Origin of the sequence: Curtobacterium sp. TXMA1, assembly GCF_020162095.1 — a bacterium.
Classification (GTDB): Bacteria; Actinomycetota; Actinomycetes; order Actinomycetales; family Microbacteriaceae; genus Curtobacterium.
On the sequence record NZ_CP083910.1, the window covers coordinates 3145195 to 3160868 of the forward strand.

General features: G+C 72.0%; 17 protein-coding genes. 5 read left to right on the forward strand and 12 right to left on the reverse strand.

Annotated elements, in window-relative coordinates; all coding sequences use genetic code 11:
* The first annotated feature begins 35 nt into the window (after positions 1-35).
* Positions 36-917 (forward strand): hypothetical protein, encoded by an 882-nt coding sequence (locus LCG91_RS14810; RefSeq protein ID WP_058749461.1) that lies wholly within the window; start codon positions 36-38, stop codon positions 915-917.
* A 138-nt stretch (positions 918-1055) separates the two neighbouring features.
* Here LCG91_RS14810 and LCG91_RS14815 read toward each other — a convergent pair whose 3' ends face one another.
* Complete coding sequence (locus LCG91_RS14815; RefSeq protein ID WP_058727578.1) at positions 1056-1874, reverse strand: SDR family oxidoreductase; 819 nt, start codon at positions 1872-1874, stop codon at positions 1056-1058.
* A 260-nt stretch (positions 1875-2134) separates the two neighbouring features.
* Here LCG91_RS14815 and LCG91_RS14820 point away from each other — a divergent pair, with 260 nt between their 5' ends.
* Positions 2135-3469: an ABC transporter substrate-binding protein gene (locus tag LCG91_RS14820; RefSeq protein ID WP_058727577.1), complete on the forward strand. Its 1335-nt coding sequence runs from the start codon at positions 2135-2137 to the stop codon at positions 3467-3469.
* 145 nt (positions 3470-3614) lie between these two features.
* Here LCG91_RS14820 and rarD read toward each other — a convergent pair whose 3' ends face one another.
* Positions 3615-4577 (reverse strand): EamA family transporter RarD, encoded by a 963-nt coding sequence (rarD, locus tag LCG91_RS14825; protein WP_224441868.1) that lies wholly within the window; start codon positions 4575-4577, stop codon positions 3615-3617.
* Positions 4578-4745: 168 nt separating this feature from the next.
* The gene (groES, locus tag LCG91_RS14830) at positions 4746-5042 is read right to left on the reverse strand and encodes a co-chaperone GroES (protein ID WP_056121496.1); all 297 of its coding nucleotides are present in this window, start codon (positions 5040-5042) and stop codon (positions 4746-4748) included.
* 159 nt (positions 5043-5201) lie between these two features.
* On the opposite strand from groES, the gene LCG91_RS14835 reads away from it, so the two are divergent.
* A complete protein-coding gene (locus tag LCG91_RS14835) occupies positions 5202-6404 on the forward strand; it encodes a THUMP-like domain-containing protein (RefSeq protein WP_224441869.1) in 1203 nt (400 codons plus the stop codon).
* Between the two features lie 147 nt (positions 6405-6551).
* Here the strand turns inward: LCG91_RS14835 and LCG91_RS14840 are convergent, their stop codons facing one another.
* From LCG91_RS14840 to tsaB, 4 genes are all read right to left on the reverse strand, one after another.
* Entirely contained in the window at positions 6552-7397 is an 846-nt protein-coding gene (locus LCG91_RS14840) for a DUF4190 domain-containing protein (protein WP_224441870.1), read from the reverse strand.
* A gap of 170 nt (positions 7398-7567) precedes the next feature.
* Positions 7568-8623, reverse strand: a complete 1056-nt coding sequence (gene tsaD, locus LCG91_RS14845; RefSeq protein ID WP_200884118.1) for a tRNA (adenosine(37)-N6)-threonylcarbamoyltransferase complex transferase subunit TsaD — start codon at positions 8621-8623, stop codon at positions 7568-7570.
* A complete protein-coding gene (rimI, locus tag LCG91_RS14850) occupies positions 8610-9152 on the reverse strand; it encodes a ribosomal protein S18-alanine N-acetyltransferase (protein WP_224441871.1) in 543 nt (180 codons plus the stop codon). Before rimI ends, tsaD begins: the two co-directional genes overlap by 14 nt.
* Positions 9149-9775 (reverse strand): tRNA (adenosine(37)-N6)-threonylcarbamoyltransferase complex dimerization subunit type 1 TsaB, encoded by a 627-nt coding sequence (gene tsaB, locus LCG91_RS14855; protein ID WP_224441872.1) that lies wholly within the window; start codon positions 9773-9775, stop codon positions 9149-9151. Before tsaB ends, rimI begins: the two co-directional genes overlap by 4 nt.
* Positions 9776-9855: 80 nt before the next feature.
* On the opposite strand from tsaB, the gene LCG91_RS14860 reads away from it, so the two are divergent.
* Positions 9856-10035 (forward strand): hypothetical protein, encoded by a 180-nt coding sequence (locus LCG91_RS14860; protein ID WP_224441873.1) that lies wholly within the window; start codon positions 9856-9858, stop codon positions 10033-10035.
* A gap of 10 nt (positions 10036-10045) precedes the next feature.
* Here LCG91_RS14860 and tsaE read toward each other — a convergent pair whose 3' ends face one another.
* Genes tsaE through glmS form a run of 5 tightly spaced genes read right to left on the reverse strand, consistent with a single transcriptional unit; the run spans position 10046 to position 15043 of the window.
* A complete protein-coding gene (tsaE, locus tag LCG91_RS14865; protein WP_224441874.1) occupies positions 10046-10558 on the reverse strand; it encodes a tRNA (adenosine(37)-N6)-threonylcarbamoyltransferase complex ATPase subunit type 1 TsaE in 513 nt (170 codons plus the stop codon).
* The gene (gene alr, locus LCG91_RS14870; protein WP_224441875.1) at positions 10555-11715 is read right to left on the reverse strand and encodes an alanine racemase; all 1161 of its coding nucleotides are present in this window, start codon (positions 11713-11715) and stop codon (positions 10555-10557) included. Before alr (LCG91_RS14870) ends, tsaE begins: the two co-directional genes overlap by 4 nt.
* Positions 11712-12815, reverse strand: coding sequence for an alanine racemase (gene alr / locus LCG91_RS14875; RefSeq protein WP_224441876.1), 1104 nt, complete (start codon positions 12813-12815; stop codon positions 11712-11714). Before alr (LCG91_RS14875) ends, alr (LCG91_RS14870) begins: the two co-directional genes overlap by 4 nt.
* The gene (locus LCG91_RS14880; RefSeq protein ID WP_058749468.1) at positions 12812-13186 is read right to left on the reverse strand and encodes a holo-ACP synthase; all 375 of its coding nucleotides are present in this window, start codon (positions 13184-13186) and stop codon (positions 12812-12814) included. Before LCG91_RS14880 ends, alr (LCG91_RS14875) begins: the two co-directional genes overlap by 4 nt.
* 9 nt (positions 13187-13195) lie before the next feature.
* Positions 13196-15043: a glutamine--fructose-6-phosphate transaminase (isomerizing) gene (gene glmS / locus LCG91_RS14885; protein WP_058749469.1), complete on the reverse strand. Its 1848-nt coding sequence runs from the start codon at positions 15041-15043 to the stop codon at positions 13196-13198.
* Between the two features lie 70 nt (positions 15044-15113).
* Here glmS and LCG91_RS14890 point away from each other — a divergent pair, with 70 nt between their 5' ends.
* Complete coding sequence (locus LCG91_RS14890) at positions 15114-15599, forward strand: glutathione peroxidase (RefSeq protein ID WP_058727561.1); 486 nt, start codon at positions 15114-15116, stop codon at positions 15597-15599.
* The last annotated feature ends 75 nt before the right edge of the window (positions 15600-15674 follow it).

Below are 15674 nucleotides of genomic sequence, written 5' to 3' on the forward strand. Positions count from 1 at the left end.
CGATCAGGGCGTCGTGCGCGCGGACGGACTCGCCGATGCTCGAGCACATGCACGAGCCGATGCCCCTGGTCCTCCTGACGTCCGACGACCACGCCCTGCAGCAGGCCGTTCGACGGGGCGAACTGGTCCGGGTCACGCGCGGCATCGCCGTGGACGCCAGAGCGTGGCAGACGGCGTCCGTGCGAGAACGCCAGCGCGTCGGACTCGAGGCCGTGATGACGACGGTAGGCGAATGGCGCGTGCTCTCGCACCGGTCGGCAGCACTGCTCTGGGACCTGCCGGACGTCGACCGTCCCGACCGACGGGTCCACGTCACCGATCCACTGCTCGGGACGACCCACTCCGGCCGGCGGGTGGTGCGGCACGCCGCCGGACTCGGGGCTGACGAGGTGACGACGTTCGACGGGCGCCGCGTGACCACGCTCCTGCGGACCGTCGTCGACATCGTCCGGAGCACCTCGTACGAGAACGGGGTCGCGGTGTTCGATCACGTGCTGCATCGACATCTGCTCGATGTCGACGAACTGCGGCGAGCGTTCGCTGCGTGGCCGACGCCACGGGGCATGACCAGGGCACGGCGAGCGCTCCGGTTCGCCGACGGTCGAGCCGAATCGCCGGGTGAGTCGGTCAGCCGGGTCCGCATCGACGAGGACGGGTTCCCGCCGCCCGTCCTGCAGCAGGCGTTCGGCCCGTTCCGTGTCGACTTCTGGTGGCCGCGCGCTGGGGTCGTGGGCGAGTTCGACGGTCTCGAGAAGTACGACGGGCCGGAGGCGGTCCGCCGCGAGAAGTCCCGCGAACACGAGCTGCTGCTCCGGCCGGAGGTGCGTCGCGTCGTGCGGTGGGGGTGGTCGGAGGTGCGCACGCCGGGACGCTTGCAGACCGTGTTGCGCACCGCGGGCCTCCCGACCGGCGCATGACGGAACGCGACGATCGCCGAAGCCAGCCTCGCGGAACGCAACGTTGGCGAGTGCTCGCAGCGATGCAACGCTGCGAGCACTCGCCAAGGTTGCGTTTTGCGGAACGGACGGGACGGACGAACGGACGGCCGCTGCGGCCTACGCGCTGCGCCAGTCGTCGGAGGTGATGTGGCTGCCGCCGTGGGGGCCCATCTGCAGCATGCCGCCGTCGACGGGCAGGGACACGCCGGTGATGTACGACGATGCCGGCGACGCCAGGAAGGCCACCGCGGCGGCGATCTCCCACGCGTTGCCCGGCCGCCCGAGCGGGACCCCGGGACGGGAGATCGTGTGCGGGTCCTCGTCCTCGGCGCCCGTCATCCGGGTCGCGATCTCGCCCGGCGCGACCGCGTTCGCGGTGATGCCGTGCTCTGCGAGCTCGATCGCGATGGTCTTGAGGAGTCCGCCGAGGCCGTGCTTCGCAGCGTCGTACGCGCTCGATCCGTACCGGGGCTGGTGCTCGTGCACGCTCGTGATGCCGATGATCCGCCCACCGGTGCCCTGTCGCACCATGTGCCGTGCGGCTGCCTGGACGGTGACGAACGCCCCGTCGAGGTCCGTCGCGACCGTGTGCCGCCACTGCTCGAGCGTGATGTCGAGGAACGGGGCGTTGTCGCCCGTCCCGGCATCGGCCACGATGACGTCGACGCCGCCGAGCTGCGCCACGAGCCGGTCGATCACGGCACCCGCCCGGTCGAGCTGTGTCACGTCGATCTGCTCGACGAAGGCCTGCCGACCGGCCTGCCGGACCTCTGCGGCGGTCTCCTCGGCGCGCTCCGGCTCGGACAGGTACGTGATGCCGACGTCCATGCCGGCGGCGGCGAGCGCCACCGCGGTGGCCTTCCCGATGCCGGACTCGGCACCGGTGACGATCGCGCGGGTGGGACGGAATGTGGTCGTGGAAGCAGCGTCGCTCATGGCCCGGACCGTACGCGCGAGCGCCGCATCGGCCGCCCGGAACCGCGCCTCCTGTACAGCGCACCGTCCGGACGGACTCCTCATCAGGGGTTCCCGTGCGCCTCCTCAGTTTCGTCACGGGTGTGTAACGAAACGTCCAGGTGTCGATCTCGGACACACACGCGAAACACTTCGGCCCTAGTTTTCTCGGCAACCCACGCGGAGGAGACCGCGCTCGACCCGATGCGGTTGGGCCTCCGCGCAGAGAAAGGGCTCCACGGATGACCAGAACCACCCGTGCCACCACGGCACTGGCAGTGGCGGGAGCGGCAGCGCTCCTCCTCGCCGCGTGTTCCACCAGCGGCAGCGCCGAATCCACCTCGTCCGCCTCCGCCGGCGGTGCGAAGAAGGACCCGGCGGCGAGCTGCAAGGCCCCCGACACGCCGGGCACCGACGCGCTGAAGATCGGCACGATCCTCCCGCTCACGGGCACCCTGTCGTACCTCAACCCGCCCGCCGAGGCCGGTGTCGGCCTCGCGGTCGAGGACATCAACTCGGCCGGTGGCGTGCTCGACAAGGACGTCAGCATCGACCCCGCGACCGACTCGGGTGACAGCAACGACATGACCGTGTCGAGCTCGGCCGCGACGAAGCTCGTCAACGCCAAGGTGCCGGTCGTCATCGGTGCGGAGTCGTCCAGCGTCACGCTGAACGTCATCGACCAGCTGACGAGCAACTGCATCGTGCAGATCTCGCCGGCGAACACCGCGACCGATCTGTCCGGGTACTCGTCGCACTACTTCCGGACCGCGCCGCCGGACTCGGTGCAGGGCTCGGCGCTCGGCCAGCTCATCACCGGTGACGGCAACGCCAAGGTCGCGTTCCTGGTCTTCAACGACACCTACGGCACGGGCCTCCGCGACACCGTGCAGAAGGCGGTCGAGGACTCGGGTGGCCAGGTCGTCTACGGCGGCAAGGGCAAGGGCCAGGAGTTCCCGCCCGGCCAGACCACGTTCTCGTCCGAGGTCACCGCTGCGCTCGCCGCGAAGCCGGACGCCATCGTGGTGCTCGCCTTCGACGAGACGAAGTCGATCATCCCGGAGCTCAAGTCGCAGAACGCCGACATGTCGAAGATCTACATGTCCGACGGCAACACGGCGGACTACTCGAAGGACTTCGACCCGGGCACCCTCGAGGGTGCGCAGGGCACCATCCCCGGCGCCAGCCCGAAGGACGAGCTGAAGCAGCGTCTGTCGGACTTCTACCAGAAGTCCGCGGGCAAGGGGCTCACCGACTACTCGTACGCCGCCGAGTCGTACGACGCCACCACCCTGGCCGCGCTGGCCGCGGTGAAGGGCAAGGGCACCGACTCGGGCACCATCCAGGCCAACATGGCTGCGGTGTCCGGCGCCGACGGCGGCACCAAGTGCGAGACGTTCAAGGCGTGCAAGGACCTGCTCGACAAGGGCGAGTCCATCCAGTACACCGGCCCGTCGGGCATCGGTCCGTTCGACAGCAAGAACGACCCGTCGAGCGCCTACATCGGCATCTACAAGTTCGACGGCGACAACAAGCCCGTGTACCAGAGCGCCATCCAGGGCTCGGTCTCGAAGTAACACCACCGCGAAAGCGACAGTCCTCCGCCGAACTTCGGCGGGGGACTGTCGCTTTTGCGTTCCACTCCGCGGGGTGGACACGCGAGCGGACTCATGCGGTGCCCGGCACGAGCGGCGGCCGGACGGGAGGCGCGGCTCCCCTCCGTCAGGCCGGCTCGGCCGCCGCGGGTGCGAGCGTCCGCCGCCGCGCGGCCCGGGCCGCCACGAAGCTGTCGACCGTCAGGACCACGAGCGCTGCCCAGACGATCCCGAAGCCGATCCACCGCGCGGGCGGCATCGCCTCGTGCTGCACGACCACCCCGACCAGCAGTTGCATCACCGGCGCCAGGTACTGCGTCAGTCCGAGCGTCGACAGCGACACCCGCCGTGCCGACGACGCGAAGAGCAGCAGCGGCACCGCGGTCGCCGGCCCGGTGAGCACGGTGACGAGGGCGTGCGGCCACCCCTCGCTCGCGAACGTCACCCCGCCGCCGAGGCCGGTGACGCCGAGCACGACGAGTGCCCCGACCGCGATCGGCAGCAGCCACACGGTCTCGATCGTCAGCCCGCTGAGCGCGTCGACGGTGCCGCCGACCCGCTTCTTCACCAGGCCGTAGAGGCCGAACGAGAACGCCAGTGCGAGCGAGATCCACGGCACCTGTCCGTAGCCGACCGCGATGACGACGACGGCGCCGACGCTGATGCCGACGGCCGCCCACTGCGCTGCACGGAGGCGCTCCCGGAGCACGACGACACCGAGTGCGATCGTCACGAGCGGGTTGATGAAGTACCCGAGCGCGGCCTCGACCGTGTGGCCGGTCGTCGTCGCGGCGACGTACACCGTCCAGTTCACCAGGATGAGGACGGCCGCGAGCCCCATCACGAGCATCACCCGACGCTGGGCGAGCAAGGAGCGGGTGCGGAGCCACGACCGGGTGACGGCGATCGCCACGGCGCAGAAGACCAGGCCGAAGACGATCCGCCAGGCGACGATCTCGAACGCGCCGGCGGGGGACATCGCGGCGAAGAGCAGGGGCATGAGCCCCCACAGGCCGTACGCGACGATCGCCTGGACCACACCGACGGAGGCTTCGCTGCGTGCCGGACGGGCCGCTGTCGGTTCACTCACGGAACCATCCTAGGAAGCCGTGCCGACGCTGCGGGCGGACAGCGCGCCTCCAGGCCGACCGACCGATGGGCCGACCGACCGACGGGCCGACCGACCGATGGGCCTGGACGCACGAACGCCCCGTCGGCTGCGAGCCGGACGGGGCGTTCGTGACGAGAGCTGCTGGGCTCAGTGCTCGATGACCGCGAGGACGTCGCGCGCCGAGAGGACGAGCAGGTCCTCACCGGAGTACTTGACCTCGGTGCCGCCGTACTTCGAGTAGATGACCTTGTCGCCGACGGCGACGTCGAGCGGCACGCGGTTGCCGTTGTCGTCGATGCGACCCGGGCCCACGGCGACGACCTCGCCCTCCTGGGGCTTCTCCTTCGCGGTGTCCGGGATGACGAGACCGGAAGCGGTGGTCTGCTCCGCCTCGACCTGGCGGATGACGATGCGATCCTCGAGCGGCTTGATGGTGACGGCCACGGTGACCTCTTCTTTCTCGGTACTGACTCGGTACAGATGGGAACCGGTTGGCACTACGCACAGGAGAGTGCCAACCACAACTCTAGGGACAGTCTGGCACTCGGTCAATCCGAGTGCCAGCACGTGTCGGGCTCCCCGGCGACCTGGGAGGATCGTCGGGTGGAAGCCGCCGACCTCGCCCAGCTGTTGACCCCCGGGGGGATGGCCCTGCTCGACCGTACCCCCGGCGTCTCGGACGGGGGCGAGATCGTCCGGGTGGTCTCCCGGCTGCGGGGCGAGGGTCACGATCCCGGCCTCGTCGCCGCCGTGCTGACCCAGGCGAAGCTGCGGCAGAAGGCCCGTGCGAAGTTCGGGGACTTCGCCGCACGGATGCTCTTCACCCAGGCGGGTCTCGAGCAGGCAACCCGGCTGCAGGTCGCCGCGCAGCACGCCGGTCGGTTCGCCGCGGCGGGCCTCACCCGGGTCGCCGACCTCGGCTGCGGCATCGGCGGCGACGCGATGGCGATGGCGGCGCTCGACCTCGACGTCACCGCGGTCGACCGGGACGAGGTGACGGCCGCGGTCGCGACGCACAACCTCGCGCTGTGGCCGAACGCGCGGGTCGAGCTCGGCGACGCGGCCGCGTTCGACCTGTCGCGCGTCGACGGCGTGTGGATGGACCCCGCGCGACGAACGGCGGGACATGCGAACACGAAGCGCCTGGCCGACCCGGACGACTGGTCGCCGTCGCTCGACACCGTGTTCGCAGCGGCGACGACGACCCCGACCGGCGTCAAGCTCGGGCCCGGGATCGACCGCGACCTGATCCCGGACACGCTCGAGGCGCAGTGGGTCTCCGTCGACCGCGAGGTCGTCGAGCTCGTCCTCTGGTCCGGGCCCCTCGCGCGCGCGGGTGTCCGGCGCGCGGCGACGGTCGTCGGTGCGCACGGCACCGCCGAGCTCACCGGAGCGGCCGACGCCGAGGACGTCGAGGTCGGCCCCGTCGGCGCCTACCTGTACGAGCCCGACGGCGCGGTCATCCGCGCCCGACTCATCGGGGACCTGGCCCGCGCGGTCGATGGGCGCATGCTGTCCGAGGGCATCGCGTACGTCACCTCGGACCGCGCCGTGACGACGCCGTTCGCGCAGGGGTTCCGTGTGCTCGACACCATGCCGCTCGACGTGAAGCAGCTCGCCGCGCGCCTGGTAGCGGAGGACGTCGGCACGGTCGAGATCAAGAAGCGCGGCGTCGACGTGGACCCGGCGCAGTTCCGGAAGCGGTTGCGACTGCGGGGGCGGCGGTCGGTCACGCTCGTGCTCACCCGTCTGGAGGGGCGGCACACCGCGCTCCTGTGCGAGCGGCTCACCGACGTGGCCGGGTAGGCCGCGGGGCGGCGCGCGCGGGCTCCGCGGGCGTCCGTCCGGTCCCCTCCACGGAAGCGACAGGACCCCGCCGATCATCGGCGGGGTCCTGTCGCGCTCGCGGAACCGTCGGCCGCAGCGGGCCGGTCGCGATCGGTTCGCTCCGGGTCAGCGGATGAAGGCGCCCGAGTCGTAGTCGTACGGGTCGGAGTACCCGCCACCGGAGCCCGCGATCAGCACGAAGAACACGATGATGCCGATCAGGGCGATGCCCGTCGCGACCCACCCGACGATGATGCCGGCGAGTGCCAAGCCCCGACCGGACTCCCCCGTCGTCTTCGTCTTGCCGAGTGCCAGGTGTCCGAGGATCGCCCCCGCCGGACCGGCGAGCACCGCGAAGAACGCGAAGACGAAGGTCAGCAGCGACAGGCCGGCGGCACCGCTGAACACGATCGACAGGATCGCCAGGGTGTTGGTCTTCGGGCGCTGGGCGTACGGCTGGTACCCGGCGGTGGCGTACGGGGACGCGTACGGGTTGCTCCCCTGCTGCGGCGCGTACGGGTTGTGCTGGGGACCCGAGGCGGCGTACGGGTTCCCCGGCTGCGACTGCTGCTGCTGTGCGTACGGGTTCCCCGGCTGCTGCTGCGCGTACGGGTTCCCCTGCTGCGACTGCGGCGCGTAGGGGTTCTGCTGCTGCGACTGCGCGTACGGGTTGCCGGACGACTGCTGGGGCTGGGTGTACGGGTTCGCGGACTGCTGGCCCTGGCCGTACGGGGAGTCCTGCGACGGCTGCGTGTACGGGTTCGCGGACTGCTGGCCCTGGCCGTACGGGGGGTCCTGCGACGGCTGCGCGTACGGGTTGCCGTGCGACGACTGCGCGGACGGCGAGCTCTGCCGACCGTCCGGCTGCTGCGTGCCCGACTGCTGGCCGTCCGGCTGCCCGTCGTGCTGGGTTCGACCGTCGTCGCCCCCGCTCGACTCGCCCGGCTTCGGCCACTGGTTCTGATCGGACACCGTCCACCCCTCCCGGCACCCGGTCGGTCGGTGCCTGCTGAGCATCCTCCCACACGGGCCGCGAGCGGGTTCAGGCGCCGAGTACACCGCCTCGGTGCCCGCTCCGCGCCGGGGCTCGCGCCCGAGACGGAGGACAGGACCGGGCCGAGACTCCGTCCGGGACCTGTCGATCAGACCTGGACGGTCGTCACCGGCAGCGTGGAGTCCGCAGCGATGCCGAGGTCGCTCGGCGCGTGCCCCTCGGCCACCAGGCGCGCTCCGACCGCTGCGATCATGGCGCCGTTGTCGGTGCACAGGTCGAACGGCGGGATCCGCAGCGCCACCCCGGCCGCCGCGCAGCGTTCCTCGGCCACGGCACGCAGTCGAGCGTTCGCCACGACCCCGCCCCCGAGCAGCAGCCGGTCGACACCGGTGTCCCGGCAGGCGGCGAGCGCCTTCGTCAGGAGCACGTCGACGACGGCCTCGCGGAACGAGGCAGCGACGTCGGCGACCGGGACCTCGCGCCCCTCGTCGCGGCACTTCTCGACCCACCGCGCGACGGCGGTCTTCAGCCCGGAGAACGAGAAGTCGTAGCGGTGCTGCGCCATGTCCTTCGGCAGCGTCAGGCCCCGCGGGAACCGGATCGCCGTGGGGTCGCCCTCGGCCGCCGCCCGGTCGATCTGCGGACCGCCCGGGTACGGCAGGCCGAGCAGTCGGGCGACCTTGTCGAACGCCTCACCCGCGGCGTCGTCGATCGTCTCGCCGAGCAGTTCGACGTCGCCGACCAGGTCCCGCACCAGCAGCAGCGACGTGTGCCCACCGGAGACGAGCAGCGCCACGGTCGGCAGCTCGATCGCGCTGCCGTCGGCGCGCAGGACGTCGGCACCGACGTGCCCGACCAGGTGGTTCACGCCGTACAGGGGCTTGCCGGTGGCGACGGCGAGGGCCTTGGCCGCACCGACGCCGACCATCAGGGCGCCCGCGAGGCCGGGACCCGCGGTGACCGCGACGGCGTCGAGCTCGTCGAGGGTGACGCCGGCCCGGTCGAGGGCCTCGTGCAGGGTCGGGGTCATCGCCTCGAGGTGTGCGCGTGCGGCGACCTCGGGCACGACACCGCCGTAGCGGGCGTGCTCGTCCATGCTCGACGCGATGACGTTGGCCAGCAGCGTGGTGCCGCGGACGATTCCCACGCCCGTCTCGTCGCAGCTCGTCTCGATGCCGAGCACCAGGGGTTCAGTCGCGCTCACCGAGGGTCTCCTGTCCGATCGGCCCGACACCGGAGGACGCACCGGGCGCGACGGGGAGTTCCGCCCGCATCACCCACGCGTCGACACCGTCGGGCTGGTAGTAGCGAGGGCGGACGGCGATCCGCTCGAACCCGGCCGCCGTGTACATCGCCTGCGCCACGGGGTTGTCCGCACGCACCTCGAGGAACACCTCGTGCACGCCGCGCCGTCCGGCCTCGTCGAGGAGCTCGGTGAAGAGCACCTTCCCGATGCCCCTGCCCCGGTGCTCCGCGGCCACCGCGATCGTCTGCACGTCGGCGACGGGGTTGCCCGCGAGCGACGACAGTCCGGCGTAGCCGACGACCGTCGGCGCCCCGCCCTCCGTCGTCTCCACGACGACGTAGTACCCGTGCGGCGACCACAGCTCCCCCGCCATCTGCGACGAGGACCACGCGTCGGTCGGGAAGGACGCGTGCTCGAGGAACATGACGTCGTCGAGGTCCTGCGGCACCGCGCGGCGCAGCCGCAGCCCAGCGGGGAGTCCGCTCACCGGACGACCCGCTTCGGGGCGCCCGGCACCGTGACGTCGGGGTCGCGCAGGTAGAGGGGGGTGTCGTCGGCGAAGGGCGCGCCGGAGGCGAGCCGGTCCGCGGCGAGTGTCCCGAGCCTCCCGGCCGGGACGGTCGCGGTGGTCGCGCGAGGCCAGTCGACGGCGTCCGCCCGGGAGGCGCGGATCGCCTCGTCGAGGTCGGCCGGCTTCGCGAGTCCCGGACCCGCGACGCGGGTGCCGGTCTGGTCGTACGCGCTCCAGTAGACCTCGCGGCGGCGTGCGTCCGTCAGGACGACGAACGGTCCGTCCTGGGCTTGGTCGGCAGCGATGGCGTCGTGGCTGACGAGCGGCAGGAGCGGGACACTGCGGGCGGCGGCGAAGGTGCGGGCGGCGGCGATGCCGACACGCAGACCGGTGAACGGACCGGGCCCCATGCCGGCCACGACACCGGTGACGTCGGTGCCGGTGATGCCGGCCTCGGCGAGGACGTCGGCCAGGAACGGCCCGATCACCTCGGCGTGGCGGCGGGAGTCGTCGGTGCTGCGCTCGGCGACGGCACGGCCGCTGGCCGGGTCGACGACGGCGACGGAGGTGCCGGCGGACGTGTCGATGGCGAGGAGCACCCGTCCATCGTAGGCGCGAACGGCACGACGGACGACGGCGTGGTGTCCGGTGGTGTTCCACGGCACGAGGGAGGTCACGCATGCCCTGGACACCCCGGTCTCCGGCGCACCGGGACCCCGAGCAGTGGCGTCGCCGCGGGCTGCTGCCGCCCGCGGAACTCGACGCACTCGTGCGTGCCCGGCTCGGCTGGCTGGCCGTCGAGGACCCGGCCTACGCCGACTTCTTCACCGACCCGACGGCGGCGCTGCCGGGCGAGTGACCGGGCCCGGTCAGAGGGAGACGTCCGCCCAGCGGTCGCCGGTGGCCGTCACGACGACGCGCCGGGGTTCGTCGGGGACGTCGTCGGGGTCGAGGTCGTCGATCCCGGGGTCCGTCGCGTCGGCTCCGGTGGCGCGGACGATCTCGACGTCGAGCACGTCGTCCGCGATGCCGTCGACGAAGCCCCTCCCCCACTCGACGACCACGATCGAGGTGTCCCAGTCGAGGTCGAGGTCGTCGAGCTCCACCGGGTCGCTCAGCCGGTAGGCGTCGACGTGCACGAGGTCCGGTCCGGCGGTCGTGGGGTGGGTCCGGGCGAGCACGAAGGTCGGGCTCGACACCTGCCCGCGGGCACCGAGCGCGGCGCCGAGGCCCCGTGTGAGCGTCGTCTTGCCGGCACCGAGCGGGCCGGTCAGCACGACGAGGTCCCCCGCGCGCAGGACCGCGGCCAGCCGGGCTCCGAGCGCACCCATCTCGTCGGTCGTCGACACCGTCGTGTCGAGCAGCACCCGGGCGTCGGTCACGGCTGCTCCCGCAGGTAGTCGCCGACGCGGCCCTCGACCTGGTGCCCGACGACCTCGCGCGGGACACGGGCGCCGATGCGGCACGTCACCTCTTCGCCGATCGTGCCGAGCGCCTCGCCCCACTCGAGCACGGTCATCTCGCCGTGCTCCCCCGTGCCGAACAGCACGACCTGGTCACCGACGCGCACCTCGTCGTCGCCGACGTCGACCAGGAACTGGTCCATCGCGACACGTCCGGCGATCGGGTACCGCTTGCCGCCGATGGCGACCTCGACGCGCCCCTGCGCGCGTCGCGGGACCCCGTCCGCGTACCCGACGGGCACCAGCGCGAGGGTGGTCTCCGACGCGGTGCGGTACGTGTAGTCGTAGGACACGCCCGTGCCGACCGGCACCCGCTTCGTCTTCGCGACCGAGGCGGTGAGCGTCATCACCGGCTCGAGCCCGAGGTCGGCGGCGGAGACGCCCTCGGCTCCGGGGATGCCGAGCAGGTTCGCCCCCATCCGCACCATGTCCTTGCGGAACTCCTTCCGCTCAAGGCCCGCGAGCGACGCTGCGACGTGCTCCATCGGCAGGTCGAGCCCGAGGTCCTCCGCGGTCTCGACGGCCCGGTCGAACACGGCGACCGCGGCACTGTCGTCCTCGTCCGACGTCTCCGCCAGGTGCGTGTACGCGGCGACGACCTCGATCCGACCGGCCCGCTGGGCGTCCACGGCGAGCGACACCAGCTCGGGCCAGGCGTCCGGCGTCGCGCCGTCGCGGTGCAGACCCGAGTCCACGCCGAGGTGCACACGCGCCGGGCGTTGGTCGACGGCCTCGACGACCCGCTGCAGCTCGGCGGCGTTCGAGACGCCGAGGTCGATCGCGGAGTCGATCGCGTCGCGGAAGTCGAGCGCAGGGTCGTGCTGCCAGGTGAACAGGTGGACGTCCTCGCCGACACCGATCGCCCGGAGCCGCAGCGCCGCGGGGACCGTCAGGACACCGATCCAACGAACCCCGGCGTCGACGGCGGCGAGCGCGATCGGTTCGAGGCCGTGCCCGTAGGCGTCGGCCTTCATGATCGCCATGACCTCGACGGGCTGCATCCACTCGCGGACGAGGTCGAGGTTCGACCGGTAGGCGTCGAGGTCGATCCGGGCCCGGCGCAGCGGCGCGTTCACGTCGTCCTCCGTTCCACGCTGCGGCCGACCCTGGCGACCACCTCGTAGTTGATGGTGTCGACGGCTGCCGCCCAGTCCTCGACCGCGGGGTCGCCGTCCGCAGGGTCGCCCCAGAGCACGACCTCGTCACCGACGCGGACGTCGGCGTCGCCGATGTCGATGTGCATGGCGTTCATGGCGACGCGGCCGACGACGGGGAACGTCCGGTCGCCGATCCGCACCGACACCCGGTTGCCCAGGTCGCGGTCGAAGCCGTCGGCGTACCCGAGCCCGATCACCGCGAGCCGGGTGTCGGTCGCGGCACGCCAGGTGTAGCCGTAGCTGACGCCCTCCCCAGCGGCCACCGGGACGGTCCGGAGCACAGCGGCGGTCACGCGCATCGCCGGGCGGAGGCCGAGGTCGGCCGAGGTGCGGTCCGGGAACGGGCTGAGGCCGTAGAGCGCGAGACCGACGCGCGCGGCGTCGTGCCGGGTCTCCGGGACGGCGATGCTGCCGGCACTGGCGGCGAGGTGCACCACGTCGGGCACGATGCCGTTCGCGGCGAGCCCGTCGAGCGCACGCTGGAGGGCGGCGTCCTGGTCGAGGTCGTCGGCGAGGGACGCGTTCGACAGGTGCGACATCAGGCCCTCGACCCGGGTGCGGCCACCGGAGCGCGCGATCCGTCCGGCGGTGGCGAAGAGCTCGGCCCACTCGGACTCGACGGCACCGTTCCGGCTCAGCCCGGTGTCGACGCAGACGTGCAGTGCGGGGACCTCGGAGTCGGCGGCGGCGGCGAGCTGCGAGACGCTCGACACCGCCGGTGTCACGGCGTACTGCGCGGCTCGGCGGAAGTCCTCGTCGGGGGCGTGCAGCCACGCCAGGATCCGGACGCCCTCGTCGATGCCGGCGCGGCGGAGGGCGATGCCCTCGTCGACGTCGGCGACCCCGAGCCACTCGGCACCGGCGTCCACGAACGCCCGCGCGGCGTCGACGGCCCCGTGGCCGTACGCGTTCGCCTTGACGACCGCGATGACACCGGCCGGTGCCACCCGCTCGGACACCGTGGCGTAGTTCGCGATGAGGGCCTCGCGGTCGACCGTGATCCCCGTGAACGCGCTCATGCGTCCCCTCCTTCGATGACGACGAACGCCGTCGCGATCCCGCCGTCGTGCGACAGCGACAGGTGGACGTTCGTCACACCGCGGTCGGACGCCACACGACGAGCGCCCTCGTGCAGGGTGAGCGACGGGTTCCGCTGGTCGTCCGCGACGACCTCGAGCTCCTGCCAGCTCAGCCCGGCACTCGAGCCGAACGCCTTGATGAGTGCTTCCTTCGCCGCGAAGCGGGCCGCGAGCGACGACACCGGGCGGGGCTCTCCGTCTCGCAGCTGCTCGGCCGGGGTGAAGAGACGCGTCCGGAGCGCCGGGGTGCGCTCGAGCACTCCCCGGAACCGCTCCGTGTCGACGACGTCGACCCCGATGCCGATGATCACGACGCTGGTCTACTCGACGGTGACCGACTTCGCCAGGTTGCGCGGCTGGTCGACGTCGAGGCCCTTGGCTGCGGCGAGCTCCATGCCGAACATGTGCAGCGGCGCGACGGCCAGCAGCGGCTCGAACAGCGGCGTCGCGAGCGGGATGCGCAGGACCTCGTCCGCGAAGGGCAGCACCGCCGCGTCGCCCTCCTCCGCGATGGCGATCACCCGGGCACCGCGGGCGCGGATCTCCTGGATGTTCGAGACGACCTTCGGGTGCAGCGAACGCGGGTCGCGCGGCGACGGCACGATGACGAAGACGATCTGGCCCGGCTCGATCAGGGCGATCGGGCCGTGCTTGAGCTCGCCGGCGGCGAAGCCCTCGGCGTGGATGTACGCGAGCTCCTTCAGCTTGAGCGCGCCCTCGAGCGCGATCGGGTACCCCACGTGGCGGCCGAGGAACAGCACGCTCCGGGTGTCCGCCATCCACTTCGCGAGCTCCGCGACCCCGGAGGCGTCGTCGATGGTCTGCTGCAGCTTCGGGGCCAGGCCCTCGAGCTCGGCGACCTGCTCCGCGATCTGCTCGGCGGTCAGCGTGCCCTTGAGCGTCGCCAGGTGCAGCCCGAGGAGGTACAGCGCGACGCCCTGCGCGATGAAGGCCTTGGTCGACGCGACCGCGACCTCGGGTCCGGCGTGCGTGTAGATCACCGCGTCGGACTCGCGCGGGATCGTGGCGCCCTGGGTGTTGCAGATGGAGAGCACCTGGGCACCCTGCTCGCGGGCGTACTTGACCGCCATGAGCGTGTCCATGGTCTCGCCCGACTGACTGATCGAGACGACGAGCGTGCGGTCGTCGAGCACCGGGTCCCGGTAGCGGAACTCGTGGGCGAGCTCGACCTCGACGGGGACGCGGGCCCACTGCTCGATGGCGTACTTGCCGAGGATCCCGGCGTACGCGGCGGTCCCGCAGGCGATGACGATGACGCGGTCGACCTGCTGCAGGCGCTCGGCGATCGGGTCGAGGTCGGTCAGCGTCACGGCACCGTCGTGCACGCGACCGAGGATCGTCTTCGCGACGGCCTCGGGCTCCTCGCTGATCTCCTTGGCCATGAAGGAGCTCCAGCCGCCCTTGTCCGCGGCGGAGGCGTCCCAGCTGACCTCGAACTCCTCCGGGGACGCCGGGGAGCCGTCGAAGTGCACGACCTCGACGCCGTCGGGACGGATCGTGGCGATCTCGTCCTGGCCGATCGCGAGGGCACGCTGCGTGTACGCGACGAACGCCGCGACGTCGGAGCCCATGAAGTTCTCGCCCTCGCCCAGGCCGACGACCAGCGGCGAGTTCCGACGCGCACCGACGACGACACCGGGCTGGTCGGCGTGCACGACGAGGAGCGTGAAGGCGCCCTCGAGCCGCTGCACGACCTGCTGCATGGCGGCGGTCAGGTCGCCGGTCTCACGGAACGCCCGACCGACGAGGTGCGCGGCGACCTCGGAGTCGGTCTCGCTGGTGAACGCGACGCCCTCAGCGAGGAGCTCCTGCTTCAGTTCGGAGAAGTTCTCGATGATGCCGTTGTGGATGAGCGCGAGCTTGCCGCCGTCCGCCAGGTGCGGGTGGGCGTTGCCGTCGGTCGGGCCGCCGTGGGTCGCCCAGCGGGTGTGCCCGATGCCGGTGGCGCCGTCCGCGATCGGATGCGACTCGAGCTCCTCGACCAGGGCCTGCAGCTTGCCGGCCTTCTTCGCCGAGACGAGGTCACCCGGCCGGTCGACGACCGCGATGCCCGCCGAGTCGTAGCCGCGGTACTCGAGACGACGGAGCCCACCGAGGAGGACCTCCTGGCTGCTCTTGCTGCCGACGTAGCCCACGATTCCACACATGCGCTCGATCCTACGGTCTGGCTGACCGCCCACCCTGCGAAGCACCGGCGGCGGGGATAACGTTCTGGTCATGGGACGCTTCGACGACATCGAGATCACCACGTTGCACGGGGAGCACACCACCTTCGGGCAGTTCTCCGACAAGGCCGTCCTCGTCGTGAACGTCGCGTCGCGCTGCGGGCTCGCGCCCCAGTACGAGCAGCTCGAGGCCCTGCAGAAGACCTACGGCGAGCGCGGCTTCACGGTCCTCGGCTTCCCGAGCAACCAGTTCCTGCAGGAGCTCGGCTCGTCCGAGGCCATCGAGGAGTACTGCTCCACCACGTGGGGCGTGACGTTCCCGATGTCCGAGAAGGTCAAGGTGAACGGCGGGGGCGCCCACCCGCTGTACCGGGCACTCAAGGAGACGCCGGACGCGTCCGGCAAGGCCGGCCGGGTCAGCTGGAACTTCGAGAAGTTCCTCGTCGCCCCCGACGGCACCGTCACCCGCTTCCGTCCGACCACGAAGCCGGACGCACCCGAGGTCGTCGCCGCCATCGAGGCGGCACTCCCGGCCTGACGGCAGCCCACCCGTCCGTCGGTCCAGCCGACCGGCTGCCGCGTCGAGCGGACAGGCACCGTGCCCCGGACGGGA